Origin of the sequence: Nibricoccus aquaticus (assembly GCF_002310495.1) — a bacterium.
Lineage (GTDB): Bacteria > Verrucomicrobiota > Verrucomicrobiia > Opitutales > Opitutaceae > Nibricoccus > Nibricoccus aquaticus.
On record NZ_CP023344.1, the window covers coordinates 4,048,294 to 4,068,456 of the forward strand.

17 protein-coding genes are annotated in these 20,163 nt (G+C 62.0%); 7 read left to right on the plus strand and 10 right to left on the minus strand.

What is annotated here, in order from left to right:
* Positions 1–5 precede the first annotated feature (5 nt).
* Positions 6–2,822 carry a type IA DNA topoisomerase gene (locus CMV30_RS16335; RefSeq protein WP_096057015.1) on the minus strand — a complete coding sequence of 939 codons (2,817 nt, stop codon included), beginning with the start codon at positions 2,820–2,822 and terminating at the stop codon, positions 6–8.
* Positions 2,823–3,095: 273 nt separating this feature from the next.
* Here CMV30_RS16335 and CMV30_RS16340 point away from each other — a divergent pair, with 273 nt between their 5' ends.
* Complete coding sequence (locus CMV30_RS16340; RefSeq protein WP_096057016.1) at positions 3,096–4,946, plus strand: response regulator; 1,851 nt, start codon at positions 3,096–3,098, stop codon at positions 4,944–4,946.
* Positions 4,947–5,046: 100 nt separating this feature from the next.
* On the opposite strand, the gene CMV30_RS16345 is transcribed toward CMV30_RS16340, so the two are convergent.
* The 7 genes from CMV30_RS16345 to CMV30_RS16375 all read right to left on the minus strand — a co-directional run bounded on the left by CMV30_RS16345 (position 5,047) and on the right by CMV30_RS16375 (position 10,820).
* Positions 5,047–5,667 carry a DUF1294 domain-containing protein gene (locus tag CMV30_RS16345; RefSeq protein ID WP_096057017.1) on the minus strand — a complete coding sequence of 207 codons (621 nt, stop codon included), beginning with the start codon at positions 5,665–5,667 and terminating at the stop codon, positions 5,047–5,049.
* Positions 5,660–6,187: a hypothetical protein gene (locus CMV30_RS16350; protein WP_096057018.1), complete on the minus strand. Its 528-nt coding sequence runs from the start codon at positions 6,185–6,187 to the stop codon at positions 5,660–5,662. Before CMV30_RS16350 ends, CMV30_RS16345 begins: the two co-directional genes overlap by 8 nt.
* 19 nt (positions 6,188–6,206) lie before the next feature.
* Positions 6,207–7,007, minus strand: coding sequence for a pyrroline-5-carboxylate reductase (gene proC / locus CMV30_RS16355; RefSeq protein ID WP_096057019.1), 801 nt, complete (start codon positions 7,005–7,007; stop codon positions 6,207–6,209).
* The gene (locus CMV30_RS16360; protein ID WP_096057020.1) at positions 7,004–8,149 is read right to left on the minus strand and encodes an ATP-binding response regulator; all 1,146 of its coding nucleotides are present in this window, start codon (positions 8,147–8,149) and stop codon (positions 7,004–7,006) included. Before CMV30_RS16360 ends, proC begins: the two co-directional genes overlap by 4 nt.
* 90 nt (positions 8,150–8,239) lie before the next feature.
* Positions 8,240–9,115 (minus strand): bifunctional methylenetetrahydrofolate dehydrogenase/methenyltetrahydrofolate cyclohydrolase FolD, encoded by an 876-nt coding sequence (folD, locus tag CMV30_RS16365; protein WP_096057021.1) that lies wholly within the window; start codon positions 9,113–9,115, stop codon positions 8,240–8,242.
* Positions 9,116–9,211: 96 nt separating this feature from the next.
* Positions 9,212–10,024 carry an SH3 domain-containing protein gene (locus CMV30_RS16370; protein WP_096057022.1) on the minus strand — a complete coding sequence of 271 codons (813 nt, stop codon included), beginning with the start codon at positions 10,022–10,024 and terminating at the stop codon, positions 9,212–9,214.
* Complete coding sequence (locus CMV30_RS16375) at positions 10,014–10,820, minus strand: pseudouridine synthase (protein ID WP_096057023.1); 807 nt, start codon at positions 10,818–10,820, stop codon at positions 10,014–10,016. The genes CMV30_RS16370 and CMV30_RS16375 overlap by 11 nt, the downstream gene beginning before the upstream one ends.
* 81 nt (positions 10,821–10,901) lie before the next feature.
* Here CMV30_RS16375 and CMV30_RS16380 point away from each other — a divergent pair, with 81 nt between their 5' ends.
* The 5 genes from CMV30_RS16380 (at position 10,902) to CMV30_RS16400 (ending at position 15,556) form a co-directional block, all read left to right on the plus strand.
* Entirely contained in the window at positions 10,902–12,092 is a 1,191-nt protein-coding gene (locus CMV30_RS16380) for a sulfite reductase subunit alpha (RefSeq protein WP_281254865.1), read from the plus strand.
* 155 nt (positions 12,093–12,247) lie between these two features.
* On the plus strand, positions 12,248–12,988 hold the full coding sequence (gene fabG / locus CMV30_RS16385; RefSeq protein WP_096057025.1) for a 3-oxoacyl-[acyl-carrier-protein] reductase: 741 nt from the start codon (positions 12,248–12,250) through the stop codon (positions 12,986–12,988).
* 29 nt (positions 12,989–13,017) lie between these two features.
* Positions 13,018–13,281, plus strand: a complete 264-nt coding sequence (gene acpP, locus CMV30_RS16390; protein ID WP_096057026.1) for an acyl carrier protein — start codon at positions 13,018–13,020, stop codon at positions 13,279–13,281.
* A 182-nt stretch (positions 13,282–13,463) separates the two neighbouring features.
* Positions 13,464–14,717: a beta-ketoacyl-ACP synthase II gene (gene fabF / locus CMV30_RS16395; protein WP_096057027.1), complete on the plus strand. Its 1,254-nt coding sequence runs from the start codon at positions 13,464–13,466 to the stop codon at positions 14,715–14,717.
* Positions 14,718–14,929: 212 nt separating this feature from the next.
* Positions 14,930–15,556: a response regulator gene (locus tag CMV30_RS16400; protein ID WP_096057028.1), complete on the plus strand. Its 627-nt coding sequence runs from the start codon at positions 14,930–14,932 to the stop codon at positions 15,554–15,556.
* A 52-nt stretch (positions 15,557–15,608) separates the two neighbouring features.
* Here the strand turns inward: CMV30_RS16400 and CMV30_RS16405 are convergent, their stop codons facing one another.
* Positions 15,609–16,139, minus strand: coding sequence for a DUF5069 domain-containing protein (locus CMV30_RS16405; protein ID WP_096057832.1), 531 nt, complete (start codon positions 16,137–16,139; stop codon positions 15,609–15,611).
* Positions 16,140–16,193: 54 nt separating this feature from the next.
* Positions 16,194–18,584, minus strand: a complete 2,391-nt coding sequence (locus tag CMV30_RS16410; RefSeq protein WP_096057029.1) for a ribonuclease R family protein — start codon at positions 18,582–18,584, stop codon at positions 16,194–16,196.
* A gap of 99 nt (positions 18,585–18,683) precedes the next feature.
* Here CMV30_RS16410 and glgA point away from each other — a divergent pair, with 99 nt between their 5' ends.
* Complete coding sequence (gene glgA / locus CMV30_RS16415; protein WP_096057030.1) at positions 18,684–20,129, plus strand: glycogen synthase GlgA; 1,446 nt, start codon at positions 18,684–18,686, stop codon at positions 20,127–20,129.
* The last annotated feature ends 34 nt before the right edge of the window (positions 20,130–20,163 follow it).

Sequence of the window (20,163 nt, forward strand, 5' to 3'; positions counted from 1 at the left end):
ACTACTTACCTTGGCGGGAATTCGAAGTCGGCTTTCTTTTTGTCTTTGGAGAGGACGAGGTAGGCGCTGAAGGTTGAACCGCGTTTCGAGACGAAGCCGTCGATGAGGTTGGTTTTGCCGTCTTCGCCGAGGAGTTGCTGGACTTCGCTCGCGGGGATTTCTTTTCCTAGGAGCGTTTTCTTTAATTCGAAAACCGCGCGCGGGGCGTTGTCGGCGCCGCTGGGTTTGGCGACGACGTAGGATTCGTCGGTTTCGTAGAGGTCGGCGTCGTGGGCTTTGCTGGTGCCGAGTTTCTTCGCTTTGGAAATGTCGAGCGGGGCCTTGGCTTTGCGGGCGATGGGCTTGCCGTCTTTGCCGACTTTCGGGGCGCGGGGCGGGAATTCCCAGTTGATCTTCGCGCCGTTGCGCAGGAGGTAGGCGTCGAAGGGGCGGCCTTTTTTGGAGGTGAAGCCTTTGATGAGGTCAGACTTTCCTTCGCTCACCATCTTGATGGCGTCTTCGCGGGTGATGGCTTTCTGGCACATCAGGCGGCCGACGCTGAAGGCCTGCGTCCAGGCGCCGTCTTGTTTCTCGCGGAGGACGTAGCTGGTGGGCGCTTCACAGAGTTCGGCGCCGGTCTTCGGGTCGGTCCAGAAGGGCGTGAGTTCGTTGATCTCGAACTTGTTTCCGAAATCGAGTTCGACCTTCCGCTTGCCCTCATTTTTGACGTCGTCGACGAGGCGGAGTTTGGCGGGGAAACGGTTGCCGGTGCGCGGCGACACGAAGCCATCGAGCGGGCCGATCTCGCCGACGGTGACGAGTTCGCGGATCTCGGTTTCTTCGAGTTTGCGGCCGGTGACGACTTTGTAGACGGCGAGGACGCCGTCCTGGGATTTGTAGGCGCGCAGGGTTTCGAGCATGGGTTTGCCGTCGGTCGGCGAGACGATGTCGGTGACGCGGGAGTTGGATTCGTCTTCCTCGAAGTTTTTGGTGCGGTCGACGATGCCTTTGGTGACCTCGACGATCTCGTCCATGAACTTCGGACGGGCGTATTTGTTATGCTCCATCAGGCGGAGCTTGTGTTCCCACTGGCCGGTCATGTCGGGCTTGGTGAGGGCCTCGGCTTTGACGGCGACGAGGAACTCGAGGAGCGACTCGGCCTTCGGTGTGGGGGCGAGGTCGCGCTGCACGCGCTCCATGTATTTCTGATTGATGAGGCCGTCGATCGTGTCGGCACGGGTGGCGGGCGTGCCGAGACCGCGTTCCTTCATGGCCTCGGCCATCTCTTCGTCGTCGACGAGTTTGCCGGCGCCTTCCATGGCGGAGAGGAGCGTGGCTTCGGTGTAGCGTGGTGGCGGCTTGGTGAACTCGGCGTGGAGCTCGGCGGAAACGGTTTTCGCTTTCGGCGGCTGGCCGTCGGCGTTGTCGACGGGCGGGAGGGATTTGCCGTCGGAGGCGCCGGATTCGTCTTCGACGACGGACTTGCCGTAGACGGCGAGCCAGCCGGGAGCGGTGAGGACTTTGCCCTCGGTTTTGAATTGGTGAACGCTCGCAACGGTGCTGATGCGCGTGGTGATATCGAACTCGGCGGCGGGGTAGAACGCGGCGACGAAACGGCGGGCGATCATGTCGTAAACCTTGGCCTCCATCTCATCGAGGTTCTTCATTTCGGAACCGGTCGGGATGATCGCAAAGTGGTCGGAGATCTGGGCGTTGTTGAAGATGCGCTTGTTGGGGCGCAGCCAGCCTTCGGCCAAAACTTTCTGGCCGTGCGCGGCGAGATCGCCGTCGAGCGAGCCGAGCGTGGCGCGACAGGTTGGGATGTAATCCTCCGGGAGCGCGCGCGAATCGGTACGCGGGTAGGTGATCATCTTGTGGCGCTCGTAGAGGGCTTGCGCGATCTGGAGCGTGCGGCGGGCGGAGAGGCCGAAGCGGTTGTTGGCCTCGCGCTGGAGCGTCGTGAGATCGTAGAGACGCGGGGAGGCCTGCGTGGAGGATTTCTTTTCCTCGGTGACGACGGCGGGCGGCTGGCCCTGGCAGGCGGCGAGGACGGCTTCGGCGGCGGCTTGTTCCCAGATGCGGTCGATGCGGTCGTGGTCGTCGCCCTCTGCTTTCTTAAAGGACGGACGCTGATAAACGCCTTCGTAGTTACCCTTGGTGACGGCGAAGTTGGCGGTGATGCGCCAGTAGGCGCGGGGCTTGAAGCCGCGGATTTCGAGTTCGCGCGCGACGACGATGGCGAGCGTGGGCGTCTGCACGCGGCCGACAGAGGCGACATTGCCTGCGCGGGAGCCGAACATGCGCTTGGTGAGGGCGCGGGTGCCGTTGATGCCGATGAGCCAGTCGGACTCGGAGCGGCAGCGGGCGGCGTCGCCGAGGCCGGCCATTTCCTCGGAGGTGCGGAGATTTTCGAACGCCTTCTTAATACCGTCGGTCGTCATCGTCTGCATCCAGGCGCGTTTCACCGGGAGCTTGGATTTCGAGAGGAGATAGAGATTGGCGAAGATGAGCTCACCCTCGCGCCCGGCGTCGCAGGCGTTGATGACCTGATCGACGTCTTTGCGGGCGAGGAGTTTTTTGAGGGAGTTGTAGCGCTCCTTGGAGTCCTCGATGGGCTTTAGTTCAAATTTCTCGGGGATGATCGGGAGGGTTTCGAGGCGCCAGAAACCGTATTTCTTCTTATCGATATCCTCGGGCATGAGGAGCTCCACCACGTGACCGACGGCGGAGGAGATGACGTAGTCGTCGTTTTCGTAGTGCTCGCCCTTTTTAGGAACTTTGCCGAGAGCGCGGGCCAGATCGGCCGCCACCGATGGCTTTTCCGCGATGATGAGAGACTTCATGTGTTGGCGAGCGGTTAGGGAGCGCGTGCAGCTATTTCAAGGTTTAGTTTCTGCGGACGGCGCGGAGCGTGGGCGGAAATCGGGCGCGGACGACACGGAGGCCGTCCCTCCAGGCGGAGAATTAGAGGATGGCTGGAGGCGGGCGAAATGCGCGTCGGGAGAAAGGGCATTGGCGGCAGGAGTTTTCGCTCGAAAAATGGGCGAAGCGTTTCGTTGATTTCCCGCTGAAACGTCCTGCTACTGAAAGCGGACCTGTAATCACTTCCCCACGCGATGGCCACCGTACTGGTCGTAGAAGACGACAAACTTTCACAACGTATCCTCGGAAAAATCCTGGGCGGGGCGGGTCATGAGATTTTGGTCGCGGAAGGTGTGGCGAAAGCGTGGGAGCTGCTGCGGGCGCATCCGCTCGTCGATCTGGTGATCCTGGATAATCAGCTCGGCAAGGAGTGGGGCTGGGAGTTTTTGCAAGGGTTGCGCGCGGATTTGATTTTCACGGGGCTGCCGGTGGCGGTGTACACGGCGCATACGGAGCGCAGCTCGATCCTGAAGTATGTCGAGCTGGGGGTGCAGGCGATGCTCGTGAAGCCGTACAAGGGAGAAGTGCTTTTCGAGGAATTGAAGAAAGCCTCGGCGGTGGACTGGACGGGGCGACTGATGGAGCGGCCGGCGGCGGCGTGCGCACGGCTGAAGATTTCGGAGAGTGACTATTATAGTACGTTGAGCGCGGCGTCGTCGGCACTGGAGAAGAACATCCAGGCGCTCCGCGAGGCGATCACGGCGAAGCGCGAGGATCAGGCGCTGCGCGAACCGGTGCAGCAGATTTTTAATCAAAGCTCGGCGCTGGGGATGCCGGTGCTCAAGAGCGTGACGGAAGGGCTGGTGCGCGGGATCGGCTCGAAGCACAACGCGGCGATCCTGGGCGGGCTGAGGTCGCTGGACTCGTTGTTGATTTTGCTGCGGCAGCGTTCGCTGGAGTACATGCGGGTGAAGGAAATGTCGGGAGGCGGTGACGCGCCGAAGGTTTTGAAGCGGGTGGTGTCGGCGAACGACGCGGTGGTGCCGGCGGCGGCTTCGCAGGCGGCGACGTTTTGCCGGAGGACGGCGGGTTCGCCGGTGTGGGCGTACGGAAACGGTTTCACACGGCTGGAGGGGCGTGAGTTATTCGCGAAGGGTGAACTCGGGCGGCTGGCGGCGGAGTGGGTGACCATGAAGCCGCTGCGCGAGATGGTGGAGGCGCATGCGTTCATCGCGCGGGCTCCGAATGCGGCGATGGACGAGGTGATCGGCGCGGTGGAAGAGCTGCCGAAGTTTCGGGAGCTTTATTTGAAGATCGCGGCGCGGCTCGGTGGCGGAACGGTGGATACGGCGCCGCCGGTGGCGATCGATAGCGAGCCGCTGGATCGTGAAGCGGAGGCGGAGGCGGAGGCGAAGGCGCAGGCGCTGAGGCACGCACTGGACCGGCTGGGTGTTTACCGGACGATGGTGCTGGTGGCGGCGGCGCGGGTGGCGAAGGCGTCGCGCGTGAAGTCGCCGCTGGATCTGTCGATGCTGCTGGAGCACACGCTCGCGGTGGCGATTTTGTCTTACGAAGTAGGGCGGATGCTGCGTTTGCCGGATGAGCATCTGCCGGCGGCGGCGGGGATGGTGCATGACGCGGGCAAGTGGGTGTTCGCGCTGGCGGAGCCGGGCTTGTATGCGCTGGTGCTGACACTCGCGCATGAAGGCGGACAGGGCGCGGCGCGGGCGGAGCAGGGGATTTTCGGGGCGACGCACGAAGAGGCCGGGCGGCTCGCGCTCGAGGCGGCTCATGCGCCGGTGTTGTTACTGGACGCGGCGGTGGCGCATGAAGATCTGGCGCGCGTGTCGAAGCCGGAGTCGTCGGCCGTGGTGTCGTGTTTATTTCTCGCCAATCACCTCGCGTGGGCGGCGGTGGCGGATGAGGCGCACGCGAAGGCGATCCGCGATGAGTTGCTCAAGCCGACGAATCAGGTGTGGGCGACGTTGAAGGAGGCGGGCGTGGCGCTGCCGCTGGATATTCCTGAGCTGATCGAGGCGATGGCGCGGGTGTCGAAGACGAGCGCGTGGATCAGTGGAGAGCTGGCGGAGTGGGCGGCGCGCTGAGCGGGCGAACCGTGAGGAGCGAGCGTGGTGAGGAGTAAGCGCGGGAAGCAGTGAATGCGGAGTCAGGGGTGCGGCACTTGATAAGTGCCGGTCAGGGAGATCAGGCGGGGGGCTGGATGAGCTGAAGCGCGCTTTGCGTGAGGCGCCAGTTGAGGAGGTAGTCGATGGCGACGAATTGGTGCGCGATGACAATGAACCAGAAGACGACGAGGAAGGAGAGCTTGGAGCATTTGTGCTGGAGGCGGCGTTGAGCGATGAATGCGCCGGGCCAGCCTCCGATGAGCTCGAAGAGATGGAGTTTACTCTCGGCGGTGCGCCAGCCGCCGGAGCGGGCCTGGTTTTTATCCCACCAGTAGATGACGTAAGTCGCCGCGGAGAGGACGACGGCGGTGATGATGAGGAGAAGCGCGTCGAAGCGGAGGGAGAGGCGGTGGAGCGCGAGGGCGGGAGCGACGAGGAGGAGCAGCAGGGCGAACCACTGCTTTTTTTTGAGGCGGCTGGTGGTGCTGGTGATGAGGGCTTGTTGGGCGCAGGTGCGGCCGGTGACATCCTGGCCGACGATGAAGGTGACGGTGTCGCCGGGCTCGGGGACTTTGCGGTGGGCGGCGAAGTCGCGGTGATGAATAAAAATGCGGTGCGTGCCGTCGTGGAGAAAGCCGAAGCCCTTTTTTTTGTCCCACTCGATGATGCGGCCGGATTTTTGGGCGGGAGTGTCATTCATGAGTTTGGCGTGCGGGATTTTTAGAGGCGGCGTTGAGTTGTCGCAGACGGGCCTGCATGGATTTGGCGGGATCTTTTCGGGCGGCGGCGAAGAGGGCGGCGATGGTTTTGCGATGATGAGGGCCGGTGAAGCGTGAGAGCACAGTCAGTGCCCAGGCGCGAACGATGACGCGGCGATCGCGGAAGCAGTCGGCGAGGAAGGGGGCGGTGTCGTCCTCGTTTTCGCGCGGGCAGCCGGTAATCGCGAGGAGCTGACAGGCGAGGAGGCGGGAGAGCCAGTGTTCGGAAAAGGCGTCGGTGTGGCGGAGGATTTTTGCGATGTGCTCCGGGGAGAGGCCGCGGTCCTTGGCGATCATGCGCAGGAGGCCAAGGGGGCGGCAGACGTGGGGCGGATCGAGGAGCGTGAGCGTGCGGATGAGTTCGTCGGCGACGTTTTCGCGCGTGGCGAAGGCGGCGTGGATTTCGCCGAGCTGGGCGGCGGTGAGGCGCGGGCGGGAGAGGATCGGCGTGAGCTCGGACATGGGCTGCACGCTGCGGCGCTCAGTCGCGGGAGAGTTCTTCGGAGCGGGCCTTGGCGGCGGCGACGGTTTCGTGGATGAGGCCGCGAAAATCGCGGGCTTCCATGCGCATGAGGCCGGCGTAGGTGGTGCCGTTGGGCGAGGTGACCTGATTGCGGAGATCTTCTGCGGAGGCCGTGGATTGGGCCATGAGTTTGGCGGCGCCGAGGATCGTCTCGACGGCGAGCCGGTAGGCGGCTTCGCGACTCAGGCCGGCGGATACACCCGCTTCGCGGAGGGCGGCGGCGAATTCGAAGACGTAGGCAGGGCCGGAGCCGCTGACGGCGGTGACGGCGTCGAGTTGGGATTCTTCGACGGCGACGGTTTTGCCCATCGCGCCGAGGATTTCATCGACGAGCGACTGGTCGGCGGGAGAGAGCGGATGAAGCGCGTTCCAGCCGGTGATGCCCGCGCCGATCTGGCCGGGAGTGTTGGGCATGGAGCGGACAAGGTTGCGGGCCTTGGGGAAAACCTGGGAGAGGCGGGCGAGTTTTTTTCCGGCGAGGACGGAGAGGACGAGTTTGCCGGCGGTGAGTTCGGCGAGGCGCGGGTCGAGTCCGGCGAGTTGTTGAGGTTTGCAGGAGAGGACGAGGGCGTCGGCGTCGCGGAGAAGTGCGGCGAGATCGGTGGTGGCGATAATGCCAGTGCGAGCGGAGAGAGTGTCGGCAGTTTTGCCGGAGCCGCTGAGGCAGATGAGGGCGGAAGGCGCGGTGCCTTTGGAGAGGAGGCCGTCGACCATGGCGGAGGCCATGCGACCGGCGCCGAGGAAGGCGATCTTGCTCATGGGAAAGGCGGCTCGGTGACAGGCGTTTTGCGGATTTTCTTTTCGAGCGGGTGAGTGAGGACTGCGACGGAGCCGCCGCCGGGGCGGTCGATGACGTTGATCTCGCCGCCGAGGTTGCGAAGGGCGTGGCGGGCGACGGTGAGGCCCATGCCGACGCCGACGGTTTCCTTCGTGCTGACGAAGGGCTCGAACATGGTGTCGCGGATGCGGGCGGCGATGCCTGTGCCACGATCTTCGATACGGATCTCCACGGCGCGCGTGCTGCCGGGCATATCGACGAGTCGTGTGGTGATGGCGATGGGGCGTTTGCCGGTGGCGTTGTAGCCGTAGCTTTCCCAGGCGTTGATGAGGAGCTTGGCGACGATGTCCTCGAAGATTTCGACGTGGGTCTCGACGGGCTGGTCGCCGAGGGGGTTGTCGATGGTGACGGGCTCGGTGATCTTGAAATCGTTCTGGTAGCGGTTCACGCCGTCTTCGATGAGGCGCTGGAGGCTGAACTTTAGCATCGGCGGGCGCGATTTCACGACGAGCGTGCTGAGTTGTTTGATGATATTAACGATGCGCTGGACGGCGTTCTCGACGTGCTCGGCGTTCTTTTTGACGAACTCGGGTTTCGTGTGATGGGCCTTGATGAGGTCGAGGTAGCCGAGGACGACGCCAAGGAGATTATTGAGGTTGTGCGCGATACCTTGAGTGACGGCACCGACGGTGGCGGCGCGGCGGGATTCCTGGAGACGGCGCTGGAGATCGACCATCTCGCGGTTGATGGCGACGAAGCGGAGCTGGGTCTGGACGCGCGCGAGGGTTTCGTCGAGGTCGATGGGCTTGGTGATGTAATCGACTGCGCCGACGGCGAGACCTTCGAGTTTACTTTCCTTCGAGCTGCGCGCGGTGATGAAGATGACGGGGATGGAACGGGTGTCCTCGGTTTCCTGGAGGCGCTGGCAGACTTCCATGCCGTCCATGTCCGGCATCATGACGTCGAGAAGGATGAGGTCGGGTTTCTCGGCGGGAACGAGATCGAGGGCGTCCTGGCCGGTGTACGCGGCGATGACTTGAATGCCTTCGCGCTCCAGCTTCCGTTTGAGGAGTTGGACGTTCACGGGCTGGTCGTCGACGACCAGGATTTTAGGCGAACTCATGAGTGGGGAAACGTGGTGGAGAAACGCGGGTGCGGCAAGAGGAGCGGTGGAAAACGCGGAGTCCAGTTAACGGCTCCGCGCGGAGTTTGTTTAGCGGGCGCCGGAGAGATTGAAGGCCTTCACCGTGTTTTTCATGAGCATGGCGACGGTCATGGGGCCGACGCCGCCGGGGACGGGGGTGATTTTCGACGCGAGCGGCGAGACGGTGGCGAACTGCACGTCGCCGACGAGTTTGTAGCCGGATTTCTTGGACACGTCGGGAACGCGGTTGATGCCGACGTCGATGACGACGGCGCCGGGTTTGACCATGTCGGCGGTGACGAATTCGGGGCGGCCGATGGCGGCGATGAGGACGTCGGCGAGGCGGGTGATCGCGGGGAGATTGGACGTGGCGGAGTGGCAAATGGTGACGGTTCCGTTGGCGCCGGCTTTTTTCTGGAGGGCGAGAAGGGCGACGGGTTTGCCGACGATGAGGCTGCGGCCGAGGACGACGACGTGTTTGCCTTTGAGGTCGGTGCCGCTGCGGGCGAGGAGCTCCATGATGCCGGCGGGCGTGCAGGAGACGAAGGCGGTGTCGTCTTCCTGGGCGACTTTGCCGAGGTTGATGGTGTTGAAACCATCGACGTCTTTTTCCGGGGCGACGCGGCGGAAGACGGCGACTTCGTCGATGTGCTTGGGAAGTGGAGACTGGACGAGGATGCCGTCGACGGCGGGATCGGCGTTCAGTTGGTCGATGATCGCAAAAAGTTCATCCTGCGTAATGGTGACGGGAGGAAGAATGATGCGGCTGGTGATGCCGATCTCAGCGGAGGTTTTCTCCTTCTTGGTGACGTAGGAGACCGAGGCGGGGTCGTCGCCGACGCGGACGAGCGCGAGGCAGGGTTTGCGGCCGGGGAGGCGGGAGACTTCGGCCTTCAGCTCGGCGATGAGGTCAGCGGCGATTTTATTTCCGTCGATGAGGTCCATAGAAAAAGAGAGCCCACGAAACACAGGGGCGGCGCGAAAGGGAAATCCGTTTTCGGGCCGCGCGTGTGTCGCGTGGGCGGAGAGACGTGGAGCGGGTTACTGGAGTTGGAGGCTTTCGACCTGGATCACGATGTCCTTCGAATTGGGCACGGGGCGGGCGGTGCCGTAAACGACGACAGTGCGGTCGATGTATTTATCCACCTGCTCGGTGAGGAGGAGTTTGCTGGTGTCGAGGTAGGCGTAGCGTTCGCCGCCGTCATCGTTGAGCTGGAAGGCGAAAGGGGCGCGGCCGATCAATTTTTTGGTGGCGACGAGCTGGCCTTTGAAGAGGCGTGGGAGAGCGGAGGAGCCGCCGTCGCCGAGGTTGATGTTCTGCGCGGGGCGGCCGGGTGCGCCGCCGGTGGATGCGACTGCGGGGACGGGAGAAGCGGCGGGTGGTGTGTAGGCGGCTGGTGCGGGAGCGGGCGTTGACGCAGCTGCGGCGGTGCCTGCGCCGGGCGTGTAGATGTAGCCGACGATTTTCTTTTGGAGTTTCAGCTGGGTCCAGCGGCCGCGAAGGCCGGTGATCTCGGCGGTGTCGCCGGTCACGTAGTAACTGAGGACGGGGGCATCGGACTTAGGCTGGGTGCGGAGCTCGGCGTTGGGCTTGATGTCGAGGTTCTTGGTCATGTCCTTGCCGTTCACATACACCTCGTGCGGTCCGGTGAGCTCGACGGCCTGCCAGCCGGGAGGGAGGGCGAGGGCGGTGCCGATGGCGGGAGTGGGCTCGCTGCCGGCCTTGAGCACGGAGATCGCCGGCGCGGAGGCTTCGGGGCGGGCGTGGACCGCGGTGGTCGAGGTGAGTGGCGCAGCGAGGAGCGGCGCGGACGTGGCGACGAGTGCGAGGAGCAGACGCAGATTAGTCTTCATGAAGTTGGGATGATTTTTTGTCGGAAGTATTGTGGTCGGTGGTAGCGCCGGGGATGCGCGGCGTTTTGAAAAGCTGGGAGATTTCTTTGCTAGAAAGCGGTTTCACGGCCCGCAAAGGAATTCCTTTTAGCGGGAAGGCGCCGATCTGGTAGCGCTTGAGGCGTTTCACATTAAAGCCGAGCGCCATGAAGAGGTGGCGGATCTCGCGCTTCTTGCCGTGGTGCATCTGGACGTCGAGGTGGAGCGAAGCGCCGTCGCGGTTGGGTGCGATGAGCGTGGCCTTCTCGACCTGCATGTGTTCCCCCTCGATGGTGACGCCGCGGAGGAGGGCGGGTTTGCGGGAGGCGGGGAAGGGCGTCTCGAGCGAAACCTGGTAGCGCTTCACCACGATGTTGCTCGGGTGCATGAGGCGATGGGCGAGATCGCCATCGGTCGTGAGGATGACGAGGCCCTCGCTTTCCTTGTCGAGACGGCCGGCGCAGAAGAAACGGTATTTGGCGAAGACGCGCGGGAGGACGGTGAAGATGGTATCGGCGTGAAACGGGTCGTCGTTGGTGCAGACGAGGCCGCGGGGTTTATGCATCGCGAGCGTGATCTTAGGCTGAGAGACGGGGCGGACATTTTTTCCGCTGACGGTGATCTTATCGACGCCGGGAGTGATCTTCTGGCCGAGAGTGGCTTTCACGGAGTTGACCCAGACCTCGCCTTCTTTGATGAGCTGTTCGGCCGCGCGGCGGGAGCAGATGCCGGCATCGGCCAGGAATTTTTGCAAACGGATCGACTCGGAATCGCTCATGGGCAGGCGAGTTGGCGGAAATTTCCAGAGTGAAGCAAGCTCTCGCGCCGACTGAAACTAAGTCTTGCGCGAGCCGGAGCGGTGACGCCAAATGCAGCTTTTATGTCCGCTCCCGCCGCACCCTCCACGTTCAATAAAGACAATCCGTTTTCGGCGAAAATCACCGAGAACCGCGTGCTCAACAAGCCCGGCTCCGCGAAGGAGACCCGGCATTTCGTGGTGAGCCTCGAAGGCAGCGATTTGAAGTACAAGGCGGGTGACTCGCTCGGCGTATTTCCTAAAAACCGCCCGGCGGATGTCGCGGAAATCGTGGAGCGTCTCGGAGCGAGCGGTGAGGAACTCGTTTCGCCTGCGATGCTCAAGCTGCCGGTACCGATAACGCTGCACGATGCGCTGACGAACCGTCTATCGCTGTCGAAACCGACGCGCAAGATTCTAGAAACGCTCGCGGCGAAAGCCACCGACGCCGGTGAGAAAGCGCGGCTCACGGAATGGATTTCACCCGAGGCGAAGGAGCGCGTCCCTGTGTATCTGGAAGAGCGTGAGTTCATCGACCTGCTCAACGAGTATCCGAGCGCGAAGGTTTCGCCGCAGGAGTTCGTTGATCATCTACGCAAGCTGATGCCGCGTCTTTACTCGATCGCGTCTTCGTCGAAGGCATTTCCGAACGAGATCCATCTCACGGTGGCGGTTGTTCGCTATCACATGACCGGTCGTGATCGCGTGGGTGTTTGCTCCACGTTCATGGCGGACCGTGTGGCGCTGAACTCGCCGCAAGTGCCTGTGTTCGTTTCCGACTCGCACTTCGGGCCTCCGGCTGACGGCAGCAAGGATGCGATCATGGTCGGGCCGGGCACAGGCATCGCGCCGTTCCGGGCGTTCGTGCAAGATCGTATCGCATCGGGCGCTACGGGCCGCAACTGGGTGTTCTTCGGCGATCAGAAGCACGCGACCGATTTCCTCTACGATACCGAATGGAATGACTACGTGGCCAAGGGGCAGGTGCATAAGCTTGATCTCGCCTGGTCGCGCGACCAGATCCTGAAGGTTTATGTGCAGGACAAGATGCGCGAAAGCGGGGCTGAACTCTGGGCATGGCTCAAGAACGGCGGCTATTTCTTCGTGTGCGGCGACGCCAAGCGCATGGCGAAGGACGTCGACGTCGCTCTGCATGACGTGATCGTGCAGCACGGCGGCATGACTACCGAGCAGGCGGTCGAGTACGTGAAGCAGATGAAGAAGGACAAGCGCTACCAGCGCGACGTGTACTGAGGCTGATCCGCTGCGCGGCCCAGAAATTTCAAAAGTCCAAAAAACAAACTCCAAAGAAATCCCAGAAGCCAGACTCCACGAAGCAGGATCAGCTAGTTGAGCGCTGATATTTTGGCTTTTGGACTTTTGGCATTTGGGATTTTTCTCTTACCGAAATGACCTTCAATAATCGTACTGCTATTGTTACCGGCGCCGGACGCGGCATCGGCAAAGCCATCGCTGAACTGCTCGCCCAAAATGGCGTCAACGTCATCTGCGTTTCCAAATCACCCGACAGTTGCGGCGCGGTGGCGGCGGCGATTGTCGCGGCGGGCGGCAAAGCCAAGGCGGTGCCGGTCGATGTCGCAGACAGCGCGGCAATCGCGAAGGCGTCGGAAGCGTTGATCGAGGAATTCGGCAAGATCGACATCCTCGTGAACAACGCAGGCATCACGCGTGACGGCCTGATCGCACGTATGTCGGAAGATGACTGGAACGCGGTTATCCAGACGAACCTCTCCAGTTCGTTTCACTGGACGAAGGGCATCGGCTGGCCGATGTGCCGCGCGCGCTACGGGCGCATTGTGAATATCGCTTCCGTGGTCGGCATCATGGGCAACGCCGGGCAGGCCAACTATGCGGCGGCCAAGGGCGGGATGATCGCGATGACGAAGTCTATCGCCCGGGAATTTGCTAAACGGAATGTGACCGCCAACGTGGTGGCACCTGGATTTATCAAAACCGATATGACCGCCGTGCTCAGCGAAGATGTTCAGAAAGGCGCAGCTGCCACGATCCCGATGCAACGCTTCGGCGAAGCGGCGGATATCGCGAACGCCGTTGCTTTCCTTTGCAGCGACGAGGCTAGCTACATCACTGGACAAGTTTTTGCCGTTGACGGCGGTATGTCGATGTGACCCTTTTCAAACCTTCGAATTCAACCAATATGGCCGACCAAAAAACCATCGAACAGCGCGTTAAAGAGATCATCGTTAACCAGCTTAACGTTAATGAAGAGCAGATCACTCCGCAGGCTTCATTCCTCGACGATCTCGGCGCTGACTCTCTCGACACTGTCGAGCTGATCATGGCGTTCGAAGAAGAGTTCAAGGATGAGATCAAGGGCGAGATCCCTGAGTCCGATGCCGAGAAGCTTCAGACCGTCGGTCAGGTGATCGACTACATCAAAGGCAAAGCAGGCGCTGCTTAAGCCGTTTTAGATTTTCGGCGTTCTACCGGGTTTCTCGCGAAACTGACTGGTAGAACGCCTTTTTGTTTTCAGCCCCTGTGAATTGAGTGCGCACCCGGCTGAAATCGGGTGCGCGTTGAGAGCAAAAAACTCGATTCTGCACTTCGCTCCCGCGTTCAAACCTGTCTATTTTCTCAACCTTCATGGAATCCCACCTGCCTGCCTCCCAACGTGTCGTGGTCACCGGTCTCGGCGTCGTCGCCTCGCTCGGTCATGACGTGGATACCTTTTGGAAAAACGTGCTCGCCGGTCAGTGCGGCATTGATCGCGTGGCGTTATTTGACCCCACCAACTTTGCCTGCCAGATCGGTGCCGAGGTGCGTGACTGGAGCGCGGAGCAGCACATGGACCCGAAGGAAGCGCGGCGTAACGACCGCTACACACAGTTCGGTTTCGTGGCAGCGAAGCAGGCGTTCAAGGATTCGGCCATCGATATGGCGGCTGAAGATTCTGATCGTGTCGGCGTGCTGATCGGCTCCGGCATCGGCGGTATGCAAACTTACGAGACGCAGTTGAAGAAGCTCTTTGAGGGCGGTCCGCGTAAAGTTTCCCCGTTCACGATTCCGTCGCTGATCGTCAATATGTGCTCCGGGCTTTTCGCCATCGAGATCGGTGCGCGCGGGCCGAACTTCGGCATCGTTTCCGCCTGTGCGACGGCTACACACGCCATCGGTGAAGCGATGCACATGATCAAGCGCGGCGATGCTGATGTGATGATTGCAGGCGGTGCGGAAGCGGCGATCACGCCGTTTGCCTACGCGAGCTTCTGCTCGATGAAGGCGATGAGCACGCGCAACGACGACCCGAAGCACTCCAGCCGGCCGTTCGATCTCGGGCGCGATGGATTTGTGATGGGCGAGGGTGCGGGCGTTTTGGTTTTGGAGTCACTTGAGCACGCGCAGAAACGCGGAGCGCGCATTTACTGCGAGGTCACTGGCTACGCGGCGACGTGTGATGCGTTTCACATCACGCAGCCTGATCCCGAGGGCAAAGGGCTCTCGATGGCGATGAAGCGCGCGCTGGCGGCTTCGAAGATCGCGCCGGAGTCGGTCGATTACATCAACGCGCACGGCACCTCGACGCCGTACAACGACAAGTTCGAGACGCTCGCGATCAAGAAGGTGTTTGGAGAGTACGCGCGCAAAGTCGCGATCAGTTCCACCAAGTCGATGACCGGGCACTTGCTCGGCGCGGCGGGCGGCATCGAGTCGGTGATCAGCGTGAAGACGATCCAGACGCGTGAAATCGCGCCAACGATCAATCTCTCGGAGCCTGATCCGGAGTGCGATCTCGACTACGTGCCGAATGTGAAGCGCAGCGCCAACGTGAAGACGGTGCTGAGTAATAATCTCGGTTTCGGCGGGCAGAACGCTGCGGTGGTTTTCCGGGCGCTTTGAGCGAAGCCTGAGATGGAGCGCGTGCGCGCACGCTTGCCTAAGAGGCCAAGTGGGCGCTGAGGTGGCAATGCGAGCGGTCTGCAAAACAGATGAGGCGCATTGCTCATTTTTGGGCTGGGCAAGGTGCGCGGGCTGGACGCAGGCGTTGGAAAAGTTCTTAACGTTGTCCTCAAGAAATTGATGCGCCCGGACCACCATTGCTCTCCCGCCCGATGACCAGGGCCAACAAACGCCGCATCCTGGTTGTTGAAGACGATCCGTTGGTTTCGCAGGTGATCGCACAGACGTTGCTGCGGCTGGGCTACGAAGTCGTGGCGGTGGTTGATAACGGTGACGATGCGGTGAGCCAGGCATTCGCGCTAGCGCCGGATCTCGTGCTGATGGACATCGGGCTGCGCGGATCGATCGATGGCGCGGAAGCGGCGAAGCGGATTCGGGAGAGCGTTGGACGTCCGGTGGTCTTTCTCACGGGCCAGTCAGAAGCGGCCGTGTTGAAGCGCGCGAAGGAGGCGGAGCCGTATGGGTATGTGTTGAAACCTTTCGCGCAAGAACAGCTGCAGGTGACCATCGAGCTGGCACTGAGCCGTCATCAACTGGAGACGGAGCGCGCGGCGCTACGGCCGGCGCGCGAGGCTGCGGATGCGCGGCTGCGCGAGTTGCGCGGGCTGCTGCCGATCTGCGCGGGCTGCAAAAAAATCAACGAGGACGACGGACGTTGGACGAAGCTGGAGGAATATTTCAACAAGCATGCGGGGATCGAGTTCACGCACGGGTTTTGTCCGGAGTGCGAGAACCGGCTGTATGGAACGCATTCGCGCACACCGATCCGGCCTAAGTGAGCGAGTGAAAGCGGGGTGGGGGGACCCCGCCTGCAACAGAAGCAGAGCGCGCTTATTTAGCGGCGCTGCGTTGGACTACCCAGTCGATAATGGCGGCGTCGTTGTCGAGATGGCGCCAGACGAGCGCTAGCAACTCGGCGGGGAGGATGTCATGGGCTTTGAGGAATTTGCGGTCTCCGCCGCAGCCATACATGAGCGAGGCGGGGAGTTCGCCGCGGAGCTTGGCTTTCACTTTGGGGATAATGCGCGGGAGCCATTCGATGCCGCGGACGGAGTCAGTTTTCGCGGGGAGTTTTGATTCGTCGAGAAGGGTGGAGGAGGGTTTGCCGGCCTGGACGTTGAGGAAGTAGTCGCGGCGGATGAGCTCGATGCCGAGGGCGTTTTCCGGACCGGGCTCGCCGGAGTAATTGTTGTGGTCCTCTGCATAGTCGTAGAGGTGCTGGGCGGTGATGCCGTTGGCGGAGAGAAATGCTTTTTCCTCAGCTGAGAGGAGCGTGGCGGTGTCGCGGGCGCCTTTGGCGTATTGGGCGACGGCGTTGTCGTAAATGGCGCGGAAAGTTTTGGCGAAGTCGTAGTGTTTCATGGAGGAGGACTGAGGAATCCAGCGGGGAGGAAAACGCAAAGCGGGCGGGATGTTTTAGCGGCGCTTCTTGTGTCCTGGTTTGCCGCCTTTTTTGCGGCGGAGATCGGTGGGCGGCTGGTTGCGGGCGGGGGTTTTGGTTGGTGAGAAGACGGGGCGCTTGGCGTTTTTGGCGGCGGCGGCGGGCGAAGTTTCGGGGACGAGGCGGAAATCGATGAGGCGTTTGAAGCGGTCCACTTTTTCGACGACGACGGTGATGTGGCCGCTGAGTTCGAGGCTGCGCTTGGTCTTACGGCCGACGAGAGCGGAGCCATCGGAGTTGAGTTGATAGTAATCGTCGGTGAGCGAGCCGGCGGAGATGTAGCCGAAGGTCATGGACTCTGTGAGCTCGACGAAGAGGCCGTTGCCGCGAACGTCGGTAATGACGGCGTCGAACTTGGTCTTCACGTCTTTGGCCAACTCGCGCTCGAAGAATTCGAGGAGCTTGATCTTCACGCTCTCGCGCTCGGCTTCGGCGCTGTTCACTTCCGTGAGACTGAGGTGCTCGCCGATGGATTCCATCTGGCCGAGGGTGAGCGCGGGTCTGGCTCCGCCGATGGCGGGCTGGCCGGCGTGTTTGACGAGGTAGTGATCGAAGACGCGGTGGACGACGAGGTCGCTGTAGCGGCGGATGGGCGAGGTGAAGTGGGTGTAATCTTTCTTGGCGAGGCCGTAGTGGCCGTCGGGTGACGCGCGATAGGCGGCTTTTTTCAAGCTGCGCAGGAGCTGGGTGCGGAGCGTGTAGCCTTGCGGGTGTTTCTCCAGAGTCTGGAGGAGGCGGATGATTCCTTCGCGTTTGGTAAGGTCGCCGGAATCGATGTCGAAGGTGTGGAGGAACTGCCGGAGTTCATCGAGTTTCTCGGCGTCCGGCTCGTCGTGGACGCGGTAGATGGACGGGAGTTTGTACTGTTTCGTAACGCGGGCGACGGCCTCGTTGGCGGCGAGCATGAACTCCTCGATGAGCTGATGGCTCTCGTCGTGCTCGATCTTTTCTAGGCGGTCGGCGTAGCCCTCGGCGTCCACGAAGACCTTGGTCTCGGGCATGTCGAGATCTAGCGAGCCGTTGGTCATGCGGTCTGAGCGGAGACGTTTGGCGATGGACCAGAGCTCGCGAATCCACGTCTGGAGATTGGTGAGTTCGGTGTCGGTGAGATCGCTGAGCGCGCGGCCGGTGGAGCCGGTCTGGTGTTTGGGCGGGAGCGGGAGGGCGCGGATTTTGGCGATGTCGTCGGTGAAGAGAAACGCGTAGGCCTGTTTGTAGGTGAGGCGTTTGAGCGAGCGGATGACGGTGTTGCCGTAGTTGGTTTCCTTGAGACGCTGCTTTTTATCGAAGGTGAGGAAGACGGCTTTGCAGAGGCGGTCCTGGGCTTCGACGAGGGAGCAGAGACCGTTGGAGAGTTTTTCGGGCAGCATCGGGACGACGGTGCCGACGAGGTAGGTGGAGTTGCCGCGCTTCTGGGCCTCGCGGTCGAGGGCGGTGCCGGGTTTCACGTAGGCGCTGACGTCGGCGATGTGGATGCCGATGCGGATGTCGCCGCCGTCGAGGTGCTCGATGGAGAGCGCGTCGTCGAAGTCCTTGGCGTCGTCGGGATCGATGGTGAAGGTCGGCGTATCGCGATAGTCGTGACGGCCGGTGAGCTCCTTCGGCTGAACTGTTGAGGGTATGCCGGCGACCTCGCGTTCGACCTCGGCGGGGAATTGGGTGTCGAGGTTGTACTTGCGGTAGATGCCGGCGAGTTCAGCGCGGGGCTCGAAGGTTTTGCCGAGGCGCTCGATGATGACGCCTTCGAGTTTCTGGCCGCGTTGTTTCCACTCGCCGAGTTTGACGACGACCTTGTCTCCAGGAGCGGGTGTGGGTTTCACGGTGCCGAGGGCAGGGTCGGGAACGTAGATATCGTGAATGAGGCGGGGATCGTCGGGCGTGATGTAGAACTGGCCGCGGATTTTCTGGAGGTGACCGACGACTTCGGTGCGGGCGCGTTCGATGACGCGGAGGACGCGGCCGGTTTGCTCGGTGCCGCGACCGTCGCGACGGCGCTGGAGGGCGGCGTTGACCTGGACTTCGACGCGGTCGCCGTGAAGGGCGACGCCGGTGTCGTCGGAGGAGATTTGAATGGCATCGACGCCTTTGCCGACGGTCTCGACATCGGGGATGAAAATGGCGGAGCCGCCGGCGCGAAACATCATGCGGCCACGAAGGTTTTCGCCGGCGTCGCCGCCTTTGGCGATGATGAGGTTGTCGCCGCGGAAGCGCTGGAGCTGGCCTTTGGCGAGGAGGAGGCGGACCTCGTGGATTAAAAACTTTTTTTCCTTCTTCTGGAGGCCGAGGAAGCGGGTGAGGCCGGTTTCGTCGGTGGGGCGGTAGTCGGGGCGGGCAAGGGCGGCGAGGATGGCTTCGCGGAGTTTCATGCGGGGATCAGGTTGACCGGCGTAGTGGGCAACGCAACACGCTCCATGCCCAAGGTTTGAGGTTGGAATGAAGGAAGGCGGTCGCCTAGCGTGGTGGCCATGAAAATCGTCCACGTGGCCAGCGAGCTTTTCCCATACGTCAAAACCGGCGGGCTGGCGGATGCGGTGGGCTCGCTGTGCGCGACGCTGGCGGGGCACGGGCATGACGTTTCGGTGTTCATTCCGGGCTATCGGGCGGTGGTGGATCATCGCGATGCCGCTAATGCGGAGAAGGTGATGCCGCTGAAGATCGAGATGGGCGACACGTTCATGAGCGGGGATGTGCGGATGTTTTCACCGCGGACGAATCTCAAAATTTATCTGATCTGCCGTGAGGAATTTTTTGATCGCAAGTCGCCGTACGGAAACGGGGAGCGTGATTATGAAGACAATCACCACCGCTATATTTTTTTCTGCAAGGCCGTGGCCGAGACGCTGCGGCTGACGAATATGCGGGCGGACATTGTTCACGCGCATGACTGGCAGGCGGCGTTGATGCCGTTGTTTCTGCGCTACGCGGAGCGGCGTCACGGGGTGACGCTCACGCTCAAGACAATCTTCACGATTCATAATATCGCGTTCCAAGGTGTGTTTCCGATGCGGTCGTTTTATCGGACGAACCTGCCGGAGGAACTCATGGGCATCGATGGCGTGGAGTTTTACGGGCAGATGAGTTTCATGAAGGCGGGCATTTTGTTCTCGGACCGCGTGACGACGGTGAGTCCGCGTTATTCGCGGGAGATCCAGACGCCGGAGTTTGGCTGCGGGCTGGACGGTGTTGTCGGGACGCGAGCCGAGGACATCGTGGGGTTGATCAATGGGATCGACACGGCGGTGTGGAATCCGGTGAGCGACGAGCATCTGCCGGCGCGTTACTCGGCGGGCAATCTGGCGGGTAAGGCAGTGTGTCGCGCGGAGCTTTTGAAGAAGATGAAGCTGGAGCCGGCGGCGGCGAATGTGCCGGTTTTCGGGATGGTGTGCCGGCTGGCGGAGCAGAAGGGCGTGCAGCTGGTGCTGGCGAACCGGGAGTTTTTCCTGAAGCGGGATTGCCGACTGGTGATTCTTGGCGCGGGAGATCGCAAGCTGGAGCAGGCGGTGCGGGAGCTGGCGGCGGGGGCACCGGGGAAAATCGCGCTCGCGCAGAAGCTGGACGAGGCGCTGAGCCATCTGGTGGAGGCGGGGAGCGACTTTTTCGTGATGCCGTCGCTGTTCGAGCCGTGCGGGCTGAACCAGATGTATTCACAAGCTTATGGCACGGTGCCGCTGGTGAGCAGCGTGGGCGGGCTGGTGGACACGGTGACGGATTTCAACGCGTCACCGGATGAAGGCACGGGGATCAGTTTCGATCCGACGGCCGAGGGACTTGGCTGGGGATTGAAGCGGGCAGCGGCGCTTTTCCAGGACAAGGTGACTTACTCGGCAGTGCAGGCGCGCGGGATGGCGCGGGACTTTAGCTGGCAGAAGGCGGCGCTGGCGTACGAGCAGTTGTACGAGAGCGCGCTGTGAGCAGGGGCGCGGATCGGCGGGAGGGGGATGTCCG

What these genes read in the sequence shown, in the direction of transcription:
- CMV30_RS16335 (WP_096057015.1), bottom strand. Translation starts at nt 2,822, where the DNA reads ATGAAGTCTCTCATCATCGCGGAAAAGCCATCGGTGGCGGCCGATCTG.
- CMV30_RS16405 (WP_096057832.1), bottom strand. Translation starts at nt 16,139, where the DNA reads ATGAAACACTACGACTTCGCCAAAACTTTCCGCGCCATTTACGACAAC.
- proC (WP_096057019.1), bottom strand. Translation starts at nt 7,007, where the DNA reads ATGAGCAAGATCGCCTTCCTCGGCGCCGGTCGCATGGCCTCCGCCATG.
- acpP (WP_096057026.1), top strand. Translation starts at nt 13,018, where the DNA reads ATGGCCGACCAAAAAACCATCGAACAGCGCGTTAAAGAGATCATCGTT.
- CMV30_RS16360 (WP_096057020.1), bottom strand. Translation starts at nt 8,149, where the DNA reads ATGAGTTCGCCTAAAATCCTGGTCGTCGACGACCAGCCCGTGAACGTC.
- fabF (WP_096057027.1), top strand. Translation starts at nt 13,464, where the DNA reads ATGGAATCCCACCTGCCTGCCTCCCAACGTGTCGTGGTCACCGGTCTC.
- CMV30_RS16345 (WP_096057017.1), bottom strand. Translation starts at nt 5,667, where the DNA reads ATGAATGACACTCCCGCCCAAAAATCCGGCCGCATCATCGAGTGGGAC.
- CMV30_RS16370 (WP_096057022.1), bottom strand. Translation starts at nt 10,024, where the DNA reads ATGAAGACTAATCTGCGTCTGCTCCTCGCACTCGTCGCCACGTCCGCG.
- glgA (WP_096057030.1), top strand. Translation starts at nt 18,684, where the DNA reads ATGAAAATCGTCCACGTGGCCAGCGAGCTTTTCCCATACGTCAAAACC.
- CMV30_RS16340 (WP_096057016.1), top strand. Translation starts at nt 3,096, where the DNA reads ATGGCCACCGTACTGGTCGTAGAAGACGACAAACTTTCACAACGTATC.
- CMV30_RS16400 (WP_096057028.1), top strand. Translation starts at nt 14,930, where the DNA reads ATGACCAGGGCCAACAAACGCCGCATCCTGGTTGTTGAAGACGATCCG.
- folD (WP_096057021.1), bottom strand. Translation starts at nt 9,115, where the DNA reads ATGGACCTCATCGACGGAAATAAAATCGCCGCTGACCTCATCGCCGAG.
- fabG (WP_096057025.1), top strand. Translation starts at nt 12,248, where the DNA reads ATGACCTTCAATAATCGTACTGCTATTGTTACCGGCGCCGGACGCGGC.
- CMV30_RS16410 (WP_096057029.1), bottom strand. Translation starts at nt 18,584, where the DNA reads ATGAAACTCCGCGAAGCCATCCTCGCCGCCCTTGCCCGCCCCGACTAC.
- CMV30_RS16350 (WP_096057018.1), bottom strand. Translation starts at nt 6,187, where the DNA reads ATGTCCGAGCTCACGCCGATCCTCTCCCGCCCGCGCCTCACCGCCGCC.
- CMV30_RS16375 (WP_096057023.1), bottom strand. Translation starts at nt 10,820, where the DNA reads ATGAGCGATTCCGAGTCGATCCGTTTGCAAAAATTCCTGGCCGATGCC.